Raw genomic sequence first — 14948 nt, 5'->3', positions numbered from 1 at the left:
GCATGAGCGACGACGAGCGCCGCGTCCTGCGGGCGCACATGCGGGTGCCGGTGCTCACCGCCGGCGCCCTGCTGGGGCTCCTCGGCGTCAACGTCGCGCTCGGCGCGACCCTGCCGTTCGCCCACGTCTGGATCCTCGAGCTCATGGTGGCCACCGCCATGGTGGTGACGATCCTGTGGGTGTCCATGGAGGTGCGCCACGAGCCGCCGCTGGTGCGGCTGTTTGCCGGGATCGGCTTCTTCTGGGTCGGGATCCTGTTCGCCATGACGCTGACCGACTACCTGACCCGCTGAGCCGGCCGCATTCACTCGCCACTCAGGCTTCCCGCCCTATAAGCCTCGCCATGTGCGAACTGCTCGGCATGAGCGCCAATGTCCCGACCGACATCCGCTTCAGCTTCGCGGGCCTCGCCCGCCGCGGCGGCGAGACCGGCCCGCACCAGGACGGCTGGGGCATCGCCTTCTACGAGGGGCGGGGCTGCCGCACGTTCCACGACCCCGAGCCCAGCGCCCGCTCGGAGATCGCCCGGCTGATCCGCCAGTACCCGATCAAGAGCCGCATCGTGGTGGCGCACGTGCGCCGGGCCAACCGCGGCCGGGTCTCCCTGGAGAACACCCATCCGTTCAGCCGCGAATTGTGGGGCCGGACCTTCACGTTCGCGCACAACGGGCAGCTCAAGGGCGTCAAGCGCCTCGAGCTCGGGCGCTTCCGGCCCGTCGGCACCACCGACAGCGAGCACGCCTTCTGCTGGATGCTCGGCCGGCTCGAGGCGCGCTGGCCGGCGCTGCCGAAGCCGACCCGCCTCGACGGGGCGGTGCGGGAGCTCGGCGCCGAGCTGCACGGGCTCGGCGTGTTCAACATGCTGCTCTCCGACAGCCGCACCCTCTACGCCCATTGCGGCAAGCGCCTGTGCGCCCTCACCCGCCGGGCCCCCTTCGGCACCGCCACCCTGATCGACGAGGATTGGCGCGTGGACTTCTCCGAGGAGACGACGCCCGACGACATCGTCACGGTGGTGGCGACCCAGCCCCTCACCCGCGACGAGCGCTGGACCGACCTCGCGCCCGGCGAGGTGCTGGCCTTCCGGCTCGGCGTGCCGGACGGCGACGAGGCCGGGGCCGCCGCGGGCGGCTGACGCGCCCGCGGCGCGGCGCACTCCCCTTTCGATCCCGCCCGGATTCTCGCTAAGGTTGGGGGCCGGACTTTCCGGCACCGGATCCGGGACCCATGTTCCCCCGGCAGCCAGACGCGAGAGCCATGACGCGCGATCCAGCCTCGAATCCGTCGGCCGAACCGGGGCACGGCCTCGCTGACCCGAGGCCCGGCCTCTCGGCCAGCATCCGCACGCATCTGGGCAGCCAGCTGCGGGCGGCCTACGATTCCCTCGGGGGCGAGGAGGACGGCAACCGCTTCGCCGACCTGATCGCGCGCCTCGAATCCGTCCTGAAGGCCCAGGGCGAGGTGGTGCTGCCGGAGTTCCGCGACGGGCTGCTGCAGGCGGTGCCCTCGCTGCGCGCCTTCGCGCTCTCCCTCACCAGCAACCCGGCCCGGGCCGACGACCTCGTGCAGGACACGCTGCTGAAGGGCTGGCAGCACCGGGGCCGGTTCCAGCCCGGCACCAACCTGAACGCCTGGCTCTTCACCATCCTGCGCAACATCTTCTACTCCGACCACCGCAAGCGCGTGCGCGAGGTCGAGGACCAGGACGGCTCCTACGCGGCGCGGCTCGCCACCGCCCCCCACCAGGGCGACCGCCTCGACGTCGAGGACCTCCAGAGCGCGCTCGCCAAGCTGCCGCCGGACCAGCGCGAGGCCCTGGTCCTGGTCGGCGCCGAGGGCGTGTCCTACGAGGAGGCGGCGGCCATCATGGGCTGCAAGGTCGGCACGGTGAAGAGCCGGGTCAGCCGGGCCCGGGGCCGCCTGGCCGAGCTCCTCGGCTACGACGAGGAGGACCTCGGGACCGACCGGCTGATCCAGTCGGCGATGCCCAAGGAGGCGTGAGGCCGGGCCGGACGGCGCCCCCGCGGGGCTCGGCCCGCGGCCCGCATACTGCCCCCGGGCAATGCGACATTCTGGCGCCGGCGAGTGAACCGTTTCGCGGACCGCGACGTTACCACCGCCGAGAGCCGCCTCGCTCGACCGGGGTGGACCACACCGGAACGGAGAACAGCCCGATGAAGACCAGCACCCTCCTCGCCACCGCCGCCCTCGCCCTCAGCCTGCCGGTGGCGGCCCACGCCCAGGGCCTGATCGGCGGCGCCCAGCGCGGAGCCGAGGACGGCGCGGATGCGGCCGGCCCGGTCGGCGCGATCGTCGGCGGCGCGGTCGGCGCGGCCACCGGCGCGGTCGGCGGCCTGCTCGGCGTGGACGAGCGCCCGCGCTTCCGCAGCTACGCCGTGCGCCAGCACCGCTCCTACGACTGGGACGGCGACGTCCGCGTCGGCACCGTGCTGCCCGGATCCGGCGTGAGCTACTACGAGGTTCCCTCCGAGTACGGCGCGCGCGGCCGTCGCTACACCGTGGTCAACGACCGCGTCGTGCTGGTCGACCCGGGCACCCGCCGCATCGTGCAGGTCATCGACTGAGCCGGCGGGCGATGGGCGCCGCCGTCCGGGCGGCGCCCGCGCCGACGGGCCCCGGCCTCGCGCCGGGGCTTTTGCGTTTGGCGGCGGCTGCCGTGTCCGGCCGCCCGGCATCCGGCGCCGCAGCCTTGGCAGGGCCGGGACGCCCTCTCGAGCCTCCCGCCGCAAATATCCCGGCGCGGATGCCCGCCGGCTGAGCCCGGCCCTGCTTGGCGAGATCTGTACCGCACCCGACCGAGACCATGGCGAAAGCCCCGCGAATCGGATTTCGTAGGGGTGATCCACGCGAGATGGACCCATCCGATGCCCGATACGCCCGAGAGCCACGACGCCGTGTTGCCGGGAGAGGTCCGCGATCACCTCGGGCAGCAGCTCCGCTCGGTCTACAACGCGCAGGCGGAGAAGCCGCAATATCTCGGCGACCCGACGATCCCGCCCGAGTTCGGCCCGCACCTGCGCCGGCTGGAGGGGCGTCTCAAGGCGCACGAGACCGGCACGGAGGCGGTCGAGGGCGCTCTGAAGGAGATGCTCGGCGACGTCGCGGCGGCCCGGCGGCCGTGACGCCTGCGCGCGGGCCGTCCGGTCCGCGGCGCGGGCACGCAGGGGCGACGCGCGAAGCGGCCGGAAGCGGGAGGGCCGGGCGATGGCGGATTGGGATGCGGGCCAGTACCTGAAGTTCGCCGACGAGCGGACCCGCCCGGCCTCGGACCTGCTGGCGCGGGTGCCGCTCGACGCGCCGGCCCGGGTGGTCGATCTCGGCTGCGGACCCGGCAACAGCACGGAGCTCCTCGTCGCCCGCTATCCCGGCGCGGAGGTGACGGGCCTCGATTCCTCGCCCGCCATGCTGGCCGAGGCGCGGACGCGCCTGCCGGGGCGGCGCTTCGTCGAGGGCGACGTCGCGGCCTGGGCGCCCGAGCACCCGCCCGACCTGATCTTCGCCAACGCCGTGCTGCAATGGCTGCCGGACCACGCCCGGCTGCTGGCGCGGCTCGCCCGCAGCCTGGCGCCGGGCGGCTGCCTCGCCGTGCAGATGCCCGACAACCTCGAGGAGCCCTCGCACGGGCTGATGCGGAGTGTCGCGGCCGAGCCGCCCTTCGCGGAGCGCCTCGCCGGTGCCGGCGCGTTCCGGAGCCGGATCGGCAGCGTGTGGGAGTACGATACCTGGCTGTCGGCGGCCGGCTGCACGGTCGACCTCTGGCGCACGACCTACGTCCACCCGCTCGCCGGCCACCGGGGCATCGTCGAGTGGGTGCGGGCCACCGGCCTGAGGCCGTTCCTGGCCCCCCTCGATCCCGGCGCGCAGGCCGCGTTCCTGGCCCGCTACGAGGCCGCCCTGGCGCAGGCCTACCCGGTGCAGGGCGACGGGCGCGTGCTGCTGCCCTTCCCGCGCCTGTTCCTGGTGGCCCGGCGGAGCTGACCCGGCGGGGCCGGCAGCGGCGCGCCGCGGACCCTGAACGCGGCCGGGAACGAACCCGGTGCGGTCGGCCGCCGCGGCCCGGCCCCCAGGCGCGCGCCGTCTCACGATCGCCGCATTCCCTGGGATAACGAACATTCATTATCAGCCAGGAACGCCGCCGAGCCGATGCCCGCGCCCGCACCTGCTCTCGTGGTCGAGGCCGGGACCGGCGCGGGGCGGCGGGAGCGCATCCTCGATGCCGCCGAGGCCTGCTTCATCCGCGGCGGGTTCCACCGCACGACGATGCAGGACATCGCCCGGGCGGCCGCGATGAGCGCTCCCAACATCTATCGCTACTTCGCCTCGAAGGAGGACCTCGTTCTCTCCCTCGCCGACCGGGAGGTCCGCCGCGCGGACGAGCAGATCGCGGCCCTCGAAGACGGGGGCAATGTAAAGGACGCGCTGATCTACATCATCCGCCATCATTTCATCGAGATCACGGCCGAGAAGGCGGTCCTCCACGTCGAGATGTGGGCAGAGATGACCTGCAACCCGGTTCTCGGAGCCATGCACCAGGATCTGCAGCAGCGCAGCGCGGCGTGGTTCGTCGCGGCGCTCGCGCGCCTCGCGACCGTCGAGGGCTTCGACGCCCGTGCCCTCTACGAGACCATCGACCCCCTGATGAAGGGGATCGTGGTCAACCGGGCGCTCGTCCGGGGCTACGATCCCGAGCCGGCCTTCGCCCGCCTCGTCTCCCTCATCGACGAGAGGCTGACCGGGATCCCCTGACCGGCGGCCGGGACCGCGCCCCCGCGTCCCGGCGCCACCTCACCCGTCCCGTTCCCGGCGCGGCCCGCCCGCCGCGCCACCACCTGCCACGACGAAGGACACAACGATGCCCTCTCCCTCGCTCGGCGCGCGCGCCGTCCCGCACCTCGCGGGACTCGTCGGCCTCACGCTCCTCTGCGGACCGGCCGCGGCGGCGCCGCCCGTGGACCCGACCGGCACCTGGCTCACCGAGGACGGCCGCGCGCGCGTGCGCGTCGAGCATTGCGGGGCGAAGCAGGAGCAGGTCTGCGGCTTCGTCGTCTGGCTGAAATCCCCCACCGACGACGGCGGCCGGCCGCGCACCGACCAGTTCAATCCCGACGACAAGCGGAAGCCGCGCCTCGCCCTCGGGCATCAGATGATCCTCGGGCTCAAGCCGAACAGCGAAGCGCGGTACGAGGGCCAGATCTACAACGCGGACAACGGCAAGAAGTACGACATCACGCTGTGGCGGGAGCAATCCGGCGGGCTGCACGTCAAGGGCTGCATGCTGTCGGTGTTCTGCGGCTCGCAGACCTGGAGCCGCGTGACCGACGTCGCGGCGGGCCAGCTGACCGGCGCGACCGGCAGCGCCGACGGCCCGAAGGCGGATCCGGAATGGGCGCAGGACCGGACGGCCGGGCGCCTCCCGGCCGCGAAGGCGCCGAAGTAGCGACGGCGAGCAGCCGGCGTCCCCGCGCCGCGCCCGTCCCGGTTTCGGACGGCCACGGCACCCGGTCGCTCCCTCGCCGGGGCTTCGTCGGGTCGCGAACCCCGTGTCCCCGCCGTCCGACGCTGCGCTAGGCGCCGACCAGCAGGCCCTGGCCGAGGAATCCGCCCGGCTCCCGTACGCCCGGCAGGGCGAAGAAGTAGCCGCCGCCGACGGGCTTGATGTACTCCTCCAGCGGCTCGCCGTTCAGGCGGCTCTGCACCGCCACGAAGCCGGCGTCGAGATCGGCCTGGAAGCAGACGAACAGCAGGCCCATGTCGAGCTGGCCCGACGCCGTGATCCCGGCCGAATAGTTGTAGCCCCGGCGCAGCATGAGGCTCGTCTCCGTCTCCGCCGTGCGGGGATTGGCGAGCCGGATATGGGCGTCGAGGGGCGTGCGGGTCCCGTGCGGGTCGCCGGCGTAGTCCGGCAGGGCGTGCTCCCGGGTCTCGCCGAGGGGCGCGCCGCTGTCCTTGTGCCGGCCGATGATGCGCTCCTGCTCGCCGAGCGGCGTGCGGTCCCAGCGCTCCACCATGTTCCGGATGATCCGCACCACCTGGTAGGAGCCGTCCGCCGCCCAGGCGGGCTCGCCCGACCCGGGAGCGACCCAGACCCGGCGCCGCATCAGGGCCTCGTCCCGGGCGTCGAGGTTGGCGGTGCCGTCCTTGAAGCCGAGGAAGTTGCGCACCGTGTCGACGCCCGCCCGCTTCACGACGTGGGGCGGCAGCATGCCCTCGAGCTTCCAGCGCAGCGCGACGAGGCCCGGCGTGCTGCGGATCAGGTCGCGCAGGGCGTGCAGGTTGGTCTCGGGCGTGTTGGCGCAGAGTTGCAGCAGGAGGTCGCCCTGGCAGAGCCGGGCGTCGAGGGAATCGTTGGGGAAGCGCTCCATCGGGCGCAGGCGCCGCGGCCGGGCCGCCGCGAGGCCGTAGCGGTCGTCGAACAGGCTCGCCCCGACCGCGAGCGTCCCCGTCAGGTTGTCGGGCAGCACCTGCGGCCCGAGGATGCCGGAATCGGCCGGCGGCAGGCGCGGGTCGCGGGGCGGCACCGGCCCGCCCACGGTCAGGAAGGCGAGGCGCTCGGTCAGGATCCGGAACAGGCGGGCGAGCTCGCCCCGGTCCTCGGCCAGCACGTCGAGGGCGACGAACAGCGCCGCCGCCGGCTGCGGCGTGACGATGCCGGCCTGGTGGCGGCCGTGGAAGGGCTGGCGGTCGAGGGTGCCGTCGCTGGCGGCGGTCGGCGTCGCGTCCTCGGCGCGCCCGGCGGCGGGCGCGAGGGCCGCGGCCCCGGTGCCGGCGGCAAGGCCGCGCAGGAGGGCGCGGCGGGAGCTGGAGAACGGGCAGGCCCGGGTCATCGGCGCGTCCCGGCCCTCAATCCAGTCCGAGCTTGCCGCGCAGGGTCGAGAGGTCCTCGGCCAGCACGGTGATCGGCCCCTTCAGGGCGTTGCGGTCGCGCTCGCTCAGGCGGTCGTAGGGCGCGAAGCTGCCGTCCTCGGCGCGGTACTTCGCCAGGAGCGCCTCGACCCGCGAAAAGTTCTTCTCGGTGCGGGCGACGAAGTCGGGGTCGCGGGCCGAGACCAGGGGCCGCAGCAGGTCGAAGATCTTGCGCGACCCCTCGACGTTGGCGTGGAAGTCCGACAGGTCGGTGCGGCTGTAGCGGTCCTCCTCGCCGGAGATCTTGGTGGCCGCCACCTCCTCGATCAGGGCCGCCGCCCCGCCCACCATCTTGGCCGGCGGGACCGTGAGGTCGACGATCCGCCGCTTGAGCTCCGTGGCGTCGGCGAGCAGCCGGTCGGCGTGCGGGTCGAGCCCGGCCGTGCTGTTGTCGGCCCACAGGCCCTTCTCGATGCGGTGGAAGCCGATGAAGCCCGGATCGGCCTCCTTGAGCTCGAAATCGTCCGCCCGCACGTCCATGCTCTTGTCGAGGTCGTTGAACAGCGACGCCACCGGCTCGATCCGCTCGTAGTGGCGCCGGGCCTCGGTGTAGAGGGCCTTGGCCTGCGGGATCTGCCCGGCCTTGACCGCCTCGGTGAAGGCCCGGGTCCGGCCCAGGAAGGCGTCGACCTCGCTCATCACGTAGAGCTTGTAGGCGGCGAGCGGCCCGACGAGCGCCATCGGGTCGGGGGCCCCGGCGGCCTGCGTGGCGGCCGCCGTCACCGTGAGGGTGCCCTTCGGGTTGCTCAGGAGGCCGCAGGTCATCTGGTAGCTGCCCGGCGCCAGGGTCGCGGAGAGCGACTGCACGAAGCCCGGGATGATGTTCTCGCGCTCCTCCACGATCATGGTGCCCTCGAGGATCTCCCACTCGAGCACCCGGCGGCTCTTGTTGCTGATCCTGAACACCGACCGGCCGGCGGGCACCGTCAGGGCGGCGGGCTCGCAGCCCTTGTCGGTCACCGTGACGGCGACGGGCTCCGGCGCCTGCGCGGCGGCCGGGAGGACGGCTCCCGCCGGGAGCAGCAGCGCGGCGAGGAGCGGGCGGGCGGTGATCGGCAACGGGTCCTCCTTCGGGGGAGCGAGGCTCAGGCGTGGCGCGGCACGGCCGCCGGCGGCCGGGCCGTGGCCAGGAACGCCCACAGGGAGGGCACCAGGAAGCCCAGGTAGACCAGCACCTCGCCCCAGGCGGGGGCCTCCTGGTAGCCGAAGATGCCCGTGAGCAGGGTGCCGGCCACCGAGTCGGCGGGCAGGACGTGGCTGGCGTCGAAGGCCGTGGCCTGGAGGTGGTTCCAGAGGCCGGCCTCGTGGAAGGCCCGCAGGGCGCCGGCGAGCAGGCCGGCCGCCACGAACAGGATGAACGCCCCGGTCCAGCGGAAGAAGCGGCGCAGGTCGAGGCGCACGCCGCCCCGCGCGATCCCGGCCCCGACCAGCGCCGCCGCGAGGAGGCCGAGGAGCGCCCCCGCGGGCACGCCCCAGCCCACGTCCTGCTGGACGGTGGCGAGGAGGAAGAACACCGATTCGAGCCCCTCGCGGCCGACCGCCAGGAAGGCCATCACCGCGAGGGCGAGCCCGCCCCGGTCGAGGGCGGCATCGACGGCGCCGTGCAGCTCGGTCCTCACCGAGCGGGCGGCCTTGCGCATCCAGAACACCATGCCGGAGAGCATGCCGGCGGCCAGGAGCGCGATCACGCCCTCCACCATCTCCTGCTGCTTCTGCGGGAACTCGGCGCCGAGCGCCTGGAGGGCGACGCCGAGGCACAGGCAGAGGAGGATCGCCAGGGCGACGCCCGCCCACACGGCCGGCATCCAGGCCTGCCGCCCGGTCTGCGCGAGGTAACCGGCGATGATGCCGACGATCAGCGCCGCCTCGATCCCCTCGCGCAGCATGATCAGGAATGCGATGAGCACGGTCGGCGACCCGGTAATGGTGCTGGAAGAGGCGGTGTTTAATCCATCGGCCGAGGAACTCAAGACGACGCGCGGCCGCGGGCTCTGTTTATAATCACTCGAAACTGCACCCGTTAGTCTTCCGGGACCGGTGCGGGCTCGACCCGGGCCTGGGCCCGGCCCGGCCCTGCGCGGGTCCGGCCGCGGCGGCGCCCGCTTCTCAGATTCGCCGTTTTTACGGCCTAGCCCGTGGGGACGGTCCGGCACATCCGTGGCGGGCCGCCTCACCCGTGCGGACGCCCGTGCAGCCCATGATCGGACAGGTCTCCCGCCCCGCGAGCCCCGGCCGACCCGGCGCCGGCGCGGCCGTCCGCCGCTCCGTCCAGAACCGCCCGCTGAGCCGATGATCCGCTTCGACTCCGTCACCAAGATCTACAAGACGGACGGGTACCGCCGCACGATCCTCGACCGGTCCTCGTTCACCCTCAAGCCGGGCGTCAGCTACGGCGTCCTCGGCATCAACGGCGCCGGCAAGTCCACCACCATGCGGCTGATGTCGGGCAGCGAGCTGCCGACCCGGGGACGCGTGATCCGCACCACCCGGGTGTCCTGGCCCCTCGGCTTCGCGGGCGGCTTCCACCCGATGATGACCGGCCGGGAGAACGTGATCTTCGTCGCGCGCATCCACGGCGAGGACCCGCGCAAGATCCTGGCCTTCGTCGAGGAGTTCTCCGAGCTCGGCGACTACATGAACGTGCCGATCCGCAACTACTCCTCGGGCATGGGCTCGCGCCTGGCCTTCGGCATGAGCATGGCGATCCCGTTCGACTGCTACCTCGTCGACGAGATCACCGGCGTGGGCGACGCGCGCTTCCAGATGCGCTGCGAGGAAGTCTGGAGCAAGCGGCGGGCGAACGCCGACATCGTGATGTGCTCGCACTCGATGGAGACCATCAAGAGCTACGCCAGCCAGGGCATCGTCCTGGCGAACGGCAGGGCCGTGATCTATCCCGACATCAACGACGCCATCGAAGTCTACCAGCGGCTGAACCAGTGAGAGCCCCCACCCCTCCCGGCCGGCGCCCCGGCCCCGAACGCAGCCGGAACCACCCAGCATGACGGTCGACGCCCGCAACCCGCAAGGCCAGCCGCTCAGCCCGGCCGACCGCTCCCGCATGATCGGCGAGGCGCTGCGGCAGGCGGCCCGCGTGTCGCGCTTCTCCGATCCGAACCGGAGCATGCGCACGATCCGGTCGCGCACCCGCCGGGACATCGTCACGCCGATCCTGTTCGTGTGCCTGTTCGTGCTCCCCTCCCTGGCGAGCGCGGTCTTCTTCGGGCTGATCCTCTCGGACCGCTACGTGACGGAGGCGCGCTTCGCGATCCGGCCGGCGATCGGGGGGGCCGAGAAGGCCACGCCCGACCAGATCGGCACCTCCTCCGGCGTGCCCAAGGAGCTGCTCGCCCAGGACACCATGATCGTGGGCGAGTACATCCACAGCCGCCCGATGGTGGAGACGATCGAGAGGTCGATGCCCCTGCGGGCCATGTTCTCCCGCGACGACATCGACCTCTACTCGCGCTTCAACCCCGAGAAGCCGGTCGAGAAGCTGGTGAAGTACTGGAAGGACCGGGTCGACCTGAAGCTCGAGGGGACCTCGGGCGTGGTCGCGGTCACGGTCAACGCCTTCAGCGCGGAGGATTCGCTGGCGATCGCCCGGGCGGTCATGACCGAGAGCGAGAGCATGGTGAACCGCCTGACCGTGCGGGCCCGCAACGACGCCCTCGCCGAGAGCGAGCGCGAGATGAAGCGGGCCGAGGAGCGCCTGACCAGGCTCTTCGTGGCCGTGCGCGACCTGCGCAACCGCGACGGGGTGCTCGACGCGCAGAAATCGAACGAGGTCAACCTCAAGATGGTGGCCGAGATCCGCGCGCAGCGGATCAACCTCGCGGTCAAGCTGAGCCTGCTCCAGCGCGATCTCCGGGACGACACCCGCGGGGTGCAGGACCTCAAGGCGCAGATCGCGCAACTCGACGACACCATCGCGCGGATCGAGCACCAGGCGGCGAACCAGGATCCGGAGCAGCGCCGCGTCCTCGCCGCCACGCTGACCCAGTTCGAGCAGCTCGACGGGGAGCGCAAGACCGCCGAGAAGTTCTACGCCATGACCATCGCGGCGCGGGAGCGCGCGCGTATGATCGCCGACCGGCAGATCGAGTTCTTCAGCATGATCGTCGAGCCGGTGAAGGCGGAATCGGCGCAGCAGCCCCGGCGCCTGCTCCTCATCAGCCTCTCGGTCGCCGGCGCGGCGCTCGCCTTCGGCCTCGGGGTCCTGACCCGCAAGCATCTCGCCTGATCAAGCACCTCGCCTGACCAAGCACCTCGCCTGACCCGGCACCTCGCCTGACGCGGCGCTCCCCCGCCCGGCGGGGCCGGTTCCTCGCCCGGCGGGGCGGCGGGAAGGCCGCCCCGCCCGGATCGGCCGCCGCGGCCCCAGCTCGGACACGTCATGCTCTCCCCCGCGCCGTCCGGCTGGACGCTCTTTCGCAACCGCGACTTCCGGCTGTTCGGCATCGCCCGCTTCCTGACCGGGCTCGCCTACCAGATGCAGGCCGTGGCGGTCGGCTGGTTCGTCTACGACCTCACCCACAGCGCCCTGGCGCTCGGCCTCGTCGGGCTCGCGAGCTTCGCGCCCGCGATGCTCGGCGCCCTCGTCACCGGTCACGTCGCCGACGCCTACGACCGCCGGCGGGTCGCGGCCCTGGCGTACGGGCTGCTCGGCCTCGCGGGGCTCGGCCTGATGGCGCTGGCCTCGTCCGGCACCGCGCCGGTCTGGCCGGTCTACACGCTGATGGTGCTGGTGGGCGCCGCCCGCGCCTTCGCCAACCCGGCGAGCCAGGCGCTGCTGCCGACCCTGGTCCCCCGCGCGCAGTTCGGCACCGCCATCGCCTGGAACTCCTCGATCTGGCAGAGCGCCGCGGTCTCGGGGCCGGCCCTGGGCGGGTTCCTGTACGCCCTCGGACCCGCGGTGGTGTTCGGCCTCGCGGCGGCGGCCTTCGGGCTGGCGGCCCTCAGCGTCGCGTCGATCCGGCCCGCCCCGGCCGCCGCCCGGGACCGGCCCGCGCTCACCTGGGCGACGCTCCTCGCCGGCCTGACCTACATCCGCTCGCAGCCGGTGGTGCTCGGCGCGATCAGCCTCGACCTCGTGGCGGTGCTGCTCGGGGGCGCCACCGCGCTGCTGCCGATCTTCGCCCAGGAGGTGCTGCTCGTCGGCCCCCTCGGCCTCGGCCTCCTGCGCAGCATGCCGGCCTTCGGGTCGGTGGCGACCGCGATCGTGCTGGCCCACCGCCCCCTCACCCGGCGGGTCGGCCCGCGCCTCCTCGCGGCCGTGGCGGTGTTCGGGCTCGCCACGGTCGGCTTCGGCCTCTCGACCTCGCTGCCCGTGTCGATGGCCTGCCTGTTCGCCACCGGGGCGGCCGACATGGTGAGCGTCTACGTGCGCCAGAGCCTGGTCCAGGGGGAGACGCCCGACGCCATGCGGGGCCGGGTCGCGGCGGTCAACACGGTGTTTATCGGCGCCTCGAACGAGCTCGGCGAGTTCGAGTCCGGCACCCTCGCGGCCCTGGTCGGCGCCGTCCCGGCGGTCGTCGCCGGCGGCATCGCCACGATCCTGGTGGCGGGCCTGTGGGGGCGGCTGTTCCCGGCCCTGCGCCAGCGCGACAGGCTGCTCGGCTGAGGCCGCCGGCGCCCCCGGCGGGGGCCGGCTGGAGGTGCGGGCCTGCGGGGGCGCCGACCACGCTCAGGAGACGCTCGGCCCGCAAAGACCGCCCTCGACCCCAAGACCTGAGAACGGCGCGGCCTCCCGGGCCCGGGCGCGCTGCAGGCGCGTCGGCACGACCTGCCGCGACCGGTTCCGGAAACGCCGCGGCGCGGGGGCGGCGCCCTCACGCGCCCGTCTGGTGCAGCGAGAGCACCCGCCCGGCGCGCTCCCGCGGCGGGGGCCCGTCGGCGTCGCGGCGGCACTCGGCGACCGCGGCGCGGGCGGCGTCCACCGCCAGGATCAGGGCGCTCATCGTGCGGATGTCGGTGGCGCGGGCGCGGGCGTGGCGCACGACGTCGACCACGAGGCCGTCGATCTCCACCGCGAGGCCGGCGAGCGCGGCCGGGTCCTGGGTGCCCCGGGCCTCGGCCAGGATCGCGAGCAGGCGGTCGAGCACGGTGTCGATCCGGGCGCGCTGCTCGCGGGCGAGGCGCTGCCCGAGCCAGGCGACCGCCGAGCCGAGCCCGCCGCCGAAGAACGCCGCCAGGTAGACCCAGTCCTCGTAGCGCTGGAGGAAGGTCTGCTGCTCGCGCTCGTAGAAGTCCACGGCGCCGGGGTGGATCGGCAGCCGGGCGCTCGTGGCCGCCACCGCGCTGTCGAAGTCGGGCGCCTTCATCAGGTTGGCCGTGGGCGTCATGGCGGCGAGGCGCGAGCGCAGCTCGAACAGGTGCTGGGTCACGCTCGCGGCAACGTCCCGGCTCAACGAGGCGCGGGCCATCAGGCGGTAGGAGGCCCCGACCGTGCGGACATCCTCGTCCGGGCGCTTGGGGCGGCCGCCGAAGGTGCCGGCCGCGATGCTGACGGATTGCAGCTCGGGCATGCGCTGGATGATGGCCTCGCCGTCCGGGACGGCGACGATCGCGGCGCCGTGGTCGGGCGAGGCCGCCTCCACCGCCCGCACCACTTGGCCCGCCGCGCGCGCGGACGGCGCCGCGATGACCGCGGCGGCGTCGATCCGGCCCGTCGCCAGGGCGGCCGTCACCTCCTCGGCGGCGAGCGGCACCACCGCGACGGTGCCGGGGGTGCCGGCCCGCTCGGGCGCGGCCGGCGTGAGGGCGTAGTAGGCGAGCAGGCTCGTGACGAAGGGCTGGTCGGCCCCGTGATGCGCCACGAGGCCGAGCCGCTTGCCCGAGAGGTCCGGGAAGGCCTTGAGCTCCCGTCCCGCCGGGGCCGCGACGACGAGCGCCTCGTCGTGCAGCACCGCGAGGGTCAGGCCGTTCTCCGGCAGCCGCACGTCCGGGCGCACCACCGCGAGGTCGGCGCGGCCCGACTGGAGCGCCGCGGCGCTGTTGCGCACGTCGTCGTAAGGCACGACGAGGAGGCGTATATCCTCCCGGGCGCGGGCGAGGGCGTCGGCGTAGGCCTGGATCAGGCGGGATTCCGCCCGCGCCTCCGGGCCGACCGCCACCACGAGGGTCGTGGGCCGCGACAGGTAAAGCACGCCGCCGGCCACCGCCCCGAGCAGCAGGGCCGCCAGGAGGAAGAAGGATTCGCGCTTGTGCAGAAACGCCGGCATCATCCCTCGCGCGAGGCCCGGACGGACAACGCCCCGGATCCCACGGCGATCCGGGACCGGCCCGGTGAAGCCGGGCCGGATGGCGGATTGAGGGCGGCCCGCCCGATCGACCCGGCCTACCTGGAGCGCGCCGCGCTGCACTACCTCGAGCGCTACGGCGCCTCGGTGGAGATGCTGCGCCGGGTGCTGCTGCGCCGGGTCGAGAGCCGCTGCCGGCTGCGGGGCGAGGCGCCGGAGGCGTTCGCCGGGATGGTCGAGGCGGTGGTGGAGCGCGCCCGCGGCGCCGGCCTCGTCGACGACGCGGCCTTCGCGAGCGCGAAGGTGCGCACCCTGCGCCGCCGGGGCGGCTCGGCCCGGGCGATCGGCGCCAAGCTCGCCGCCAAGGGCGTCGACCGCGCGGTCGTCGGGGCGGTGCTGGCGGAGAGCGATGCCGACGCCGAGGAGGAGGCCGCCCGCGCCTACGCGCGCCGGCGCCGGCTCGGCCCCTGGCGGGCGCCGGCCGGGCGGGAGGCCGGCCGCGACCGCGACCTCGCCGCGATGGCGAGGGCGGGCTTCGGCTTCTCCCTCGCGCGCCGGGTGATCGACGGCGGGCCGGAGCCCGACGAAGCCTGACGGGCGCCCTCGCCGCGGGATCGCGGGCGCCGGCCCTGCGTCATCGTGGTGGCGCCCCTCCCGCCGGAGCGCCACTCGCCCCGGCCCGGAGGACCCGCGCCGGGGCGGCGTCCCCGGTCGGGCGGGAGAAAGCGGTGCGGCGTCAAGGCGATGTCGGCGAGCGGGCGCGCCGTCCCGCGGGGCCGCCGG

16 protein-coding genes are annotated in these 14948 nt (G+C 74.0%); 12 read left to right on the top strand and 4 right to left on the bottom strand.

Translation table 11 applies throughout. The features are described from left to right. Positions 1 to 2: 2 nt before the first annotated feature. The 8 genes from DT057_RS20180 to DT057_RS20145 all read left to right on the top strand — a co-directional run bounded on the left by DT057_RS20180 (position 3) and on the right by DT057_RS20145 (position 5458). A complete protein-coding gene (locus DT057_RS20180) occupies positions 3 to 293 on the top strand; it encodes an oxidase (RefSeq protein WP_238312808.1) in 291 nt (96 codons plus the stop codon). A gap of 50 nt (positions 294 to 343) precedes the next feature. Next, on the top strand, positions 344 to 1135 hold the full coding sequence (locus tag DT057_RS20175) for a class II glutamine amidotransferase (protein ID WP_128563898.1): 792 nt from the start codon (positions 344 to 346) through the stop codon (positions 1133 to 1135). A gap of 122 nt (positions 1136 to 1257) precedes the next feature. Then, positions 1258 to 2001, top strand: a complete 744-nt coding sequence (locus tag DT057_RS20170; RefSeq protein WP_128563897.1) for a sigma-70 family RNA polymerase sigma factor — start codon at positions 1258 to 1260, stop codon at positions 1999 to 2001. A gap of 173 nt (positions 2002 to 2174) precedes the next feature. Then, complete coding sequence (locus DT057_RS20165; RefSeq protein ID WP_128563896.1) at positions 2175 to 2585, top strand: DUF1236 domain-containing protein; 411 nt, start codon at positions 2175 to 2177, stop codon at positions 2583 to 2585. Between the two features lie 300 nt (positions 2586 to 2885). Further along, positions 2886 to 3143 carry a hypothetical protein gene (locus DT057_RS20160; protein ID WP_128563895.1) on the top strand — a complete coding sequence of 86 codons (258 nt, stop codon included), beginning with the start codon at positions 2886 to 2888 and terminating at the stop codon, positions 3141 to 3143. 82 nt (positions 3144 to 3225) lie between these two features. Continuing rightward, positions 3226 to 3999 carry a trans-aconitate 2-methyltransferase gene (gene tam / locus DT057_RS20155; RefSeq protein ID WP_128563894.1) on the top strand — a complete coding sequence of 258 codons (774 nt, stop codon included), beginning with the start codon at positions 3226 to 3228 and terminating at the stop codon, positions 3997 to 3999. Between the two features lie 165 nt (positions 4000 to 4164). Next, positions 4165 to 4767, top strand: coding sequence for a TetR/AcrR family transcriptional regulator (locus tag DT057_RS20150; protein WP_128563893.1), 603 nt, complete (start codon positions 4165 to 4167; stop codon positions 4765 to 4767). Positions 4768 to 4873: 106 nt separating this feature from the next. Next, a complete protein-coding gene (locus DT057_RS20145; RefSeq protein ID WP_128563892.1) occupies positions 4874 to 5458 on the top strand; it encodes a DUF2147 domain-containing protein in 585 nt (194 codons plus the stop codon). Positions 5459 to 5585: 127 nt separating this feature from the next. On the opposite strand, the gene efeB is transcribed toward DT057_RS20145, so the two are convergent. The 3 genes from efeB to efeU are packed head-to-tail and all read right to left on the bottom strand — an operon-like array spanning position 5586 to position 8831. Next, positions 5586 to 6845 (bottom strand): iron uptake transporter deferrochelatase/peroxidase subunit, encoded by a 1260-nt coding sequence (gene efeB, locus DT057_RS20140; RefSeq protein WP_128563891.1) that lies wholly within the window; start codon positions 6843 to 6845, stop codon positions 5586 to 5588. Positions 6846 to 6861: 16 nt separating this feature from the next. Then, the gene (gene efeO, locus DT057_RS20135) at positions 6862 to 7983 is read right to left on the bottom strand and encodes an iron uptake system protein EfeO (protein ID WP_128563890.1); all 1122 of its coding nucleotides are present in this window, start codon (positions 7981 to 7983) and stop codon (positions 6862 to 6864) included. A 26-nt stretch (positions 7984 to 8009) separates the two neighbouring features. After that, on the bottom strand, positions 8010 to 8831 hold the full coding sequence (efeU, locus tag DT057_RS20130) for an iron uptake transporter permease EfeU (protein WP_128563889.1): 822 nt from the start codon (positions 8829 to 8831) through the stop codon (positions 8010 to 8012). A 382-nt stretch (positions 8832 to 9213) separates the two neighbouring features. Here efeU and DT057_RS20125 point away from each other — a divergent pair, with 382 nt between their 5' ends. From DT057_RS20125 to DT057_RS20115, 3 genes are all read left to right on the top strand, one after another. Next, positions 9214 to 9867, top strand: a complete 654-nt coding sequence (locus DT057_RS20125; RefSeq protein ID WP_128563888.1) for an ABC transporter ATP-binding protein — start codon at positions 9214 to 9216, stop codon at positions 9865 to 9867. Positions 9868 to 9925: 58 nt separating this feature from the next. Then, positions 9926 to 11167, top strand: a complete 1242-nt coding sequence (locus DT057_RS20120; RefSeq protein WP_128563887.1) for a KpsE/RkpR family capsule polysaccharide export protein — start codon at positions 9926 to 9928, stop codon at positions 11165 to 11167. A 153-nt stretch (positions 11168 to 11320) separates the two neighbouring features. Continuing rightward, positions 11321 to 12547: an MFS transporter gene (locus DT057_RS20115; protein ID WP_128563886.1), complete on the top strand. Its 1227-nt coding sequence runs from the start codon at positions 11321 to 11323 to the stop codon at positions 12545 to 12547. A 208-nt stretch (positions 12548 to 12755) separates the two neighbouring features. Here DT057_RS20115 and DT057_RS20110 read toward each other — a convergent pair whose 3' ends face one another. Then, positions 12756 to 14147: a TAXI family TRAP transporter solute-binding subunit gene (locus DT057_RS20110; protein ID WP_128563885.1), complete on the bottom strand. Its 1392-nt coding sequence runs from the start codon at positions 14145 to 14147 to the stop codon at positions 12756 to 12758. An 87-nt stretch (positions 14148 to 14234) separates the two neighbouring features. Between DT057_RS20110 and DT057_RS20105 the strand changes: the two genes are divergently transcribed. Beyond that, entirely contained in the window at positions 14235 to 14759 is a 525-nt protein-coding gene (locus DT057_RS20105) for a regulatory protein RecX (protein WP_238312806.1), read from the top strand. Positions 14760 to 14948 lie beyond the last annotated feature (189 nt).

The sequence above is a fragment of the Methylobacterium crusticola genome (assembly GCF_003574465.1).
In the GTDB taxonomy this organism is placed as follows: Bacteria; Pseudomonadota; Alphaproteobacteria; order Rhizobiales; family Beijerinckiaceae; genus Methylobacterium; species Methylobacterium crusticola.
The sequence above is the reverse complement of the archived record's forward strand: the minus strand, read 5'-3'. Positions and strand labels throughout refer to the sequence as shown.

Excerpts from the sequence above, each read along its gene's own strand:
- DT057_RS20150 (WP_128563893.1), top strand. The coding sequence starts at position 4,165 with ATGCCCGCGCCCGCACCTGCTCTCGTGGTCGAGGCCGGGACCGGCGCG.
- efeB (WP_128563891.1), bottom strand. The coding sequence starts at position 6,845 with ATGACCCGGGCCTGCCCGTTCTCCAGCTCCCGCCGCGCCCTCCTGCGC.
- tam (WP_128563894.1), top strand. The coding sequence starts at position 3,226 with ATGGCGGATTGGGATGCGGGCCAGTACCTGAAGTTCGCCGACGAGCGG.
- DT057_RS20120 (WP_128563887.1), top strand. The coding sequence starts at position 9,926 with ATGACGGTCGACGCCCGCAACCCGCAAGGCCAGCCGCTCAGCCCGGCC.
- DT057_RS20180 (WP_238312808.1), top strand. The coding sequence starts at position 3 with ATGAGCGACGACGAGCGCCGCGTCCTGCGGGCGCACATGCGGGTGCCG.
- DT057_RS20165 (WP_128563896.1), top strand. The coding sequence starts at position 2,175 with ATGAAGACCAGCACCCTCCTCGCCACCGCCGCCCTCGCCCTCAGCCTG.
- DT057_RS20170 (WP_128563897.1), top strand. The coding sequence starts at position 1,258 with ATGACGCGCGATCCAGCCTCGAATCCGTCGGCCGAACCGGGGCACGGC.
- DT057_RS20145 (WP_128563892.1), top strand. The coding sequence starts at position 4,874 with ATGCCCTCTCCCTCGCTCGGCGCGCGCGCCGTCCCGCACCTCGCGGGA.
- DT057_RS20125 (WP_128563888.1), top strand. The coding sequence starts at position 9,214 with ATGATCCGCTTCGACTCCGTCACCAAGATCTACAAGACGGACGGGTAC.
- DT057_RS20110 (WP_128563885.1), bottom strand. The coding sequence starts at position 14,147 with ATGCCGGCGTTTCTGCACAAGCGCGAATCCTTCTTCCTCCTGGCGGCC.
- DT057_RS20160 (WP_128563895.1), top strand. The coding sequence starts at position 2,886 with ATGCCCGATACGCCCGAGAGCCACGACGCCGTGTTGCCGGGAGAGGTC.
- DT057_RS20115 (WP_128563886.1), top strand. The coding sequence starts at position 11,321 with ATGCTCTCCCCCGCGCCGTCCGGCTGGACGCTCTTTCGCAACCGCGAC.
- DT057_RS20175 (WP_128563898.1), top strand. The coding sequence starts at position 344 with ATGTGCGAACTGCTCGGCATGAGCGCCAATGTCCCGACCGACATCCGC.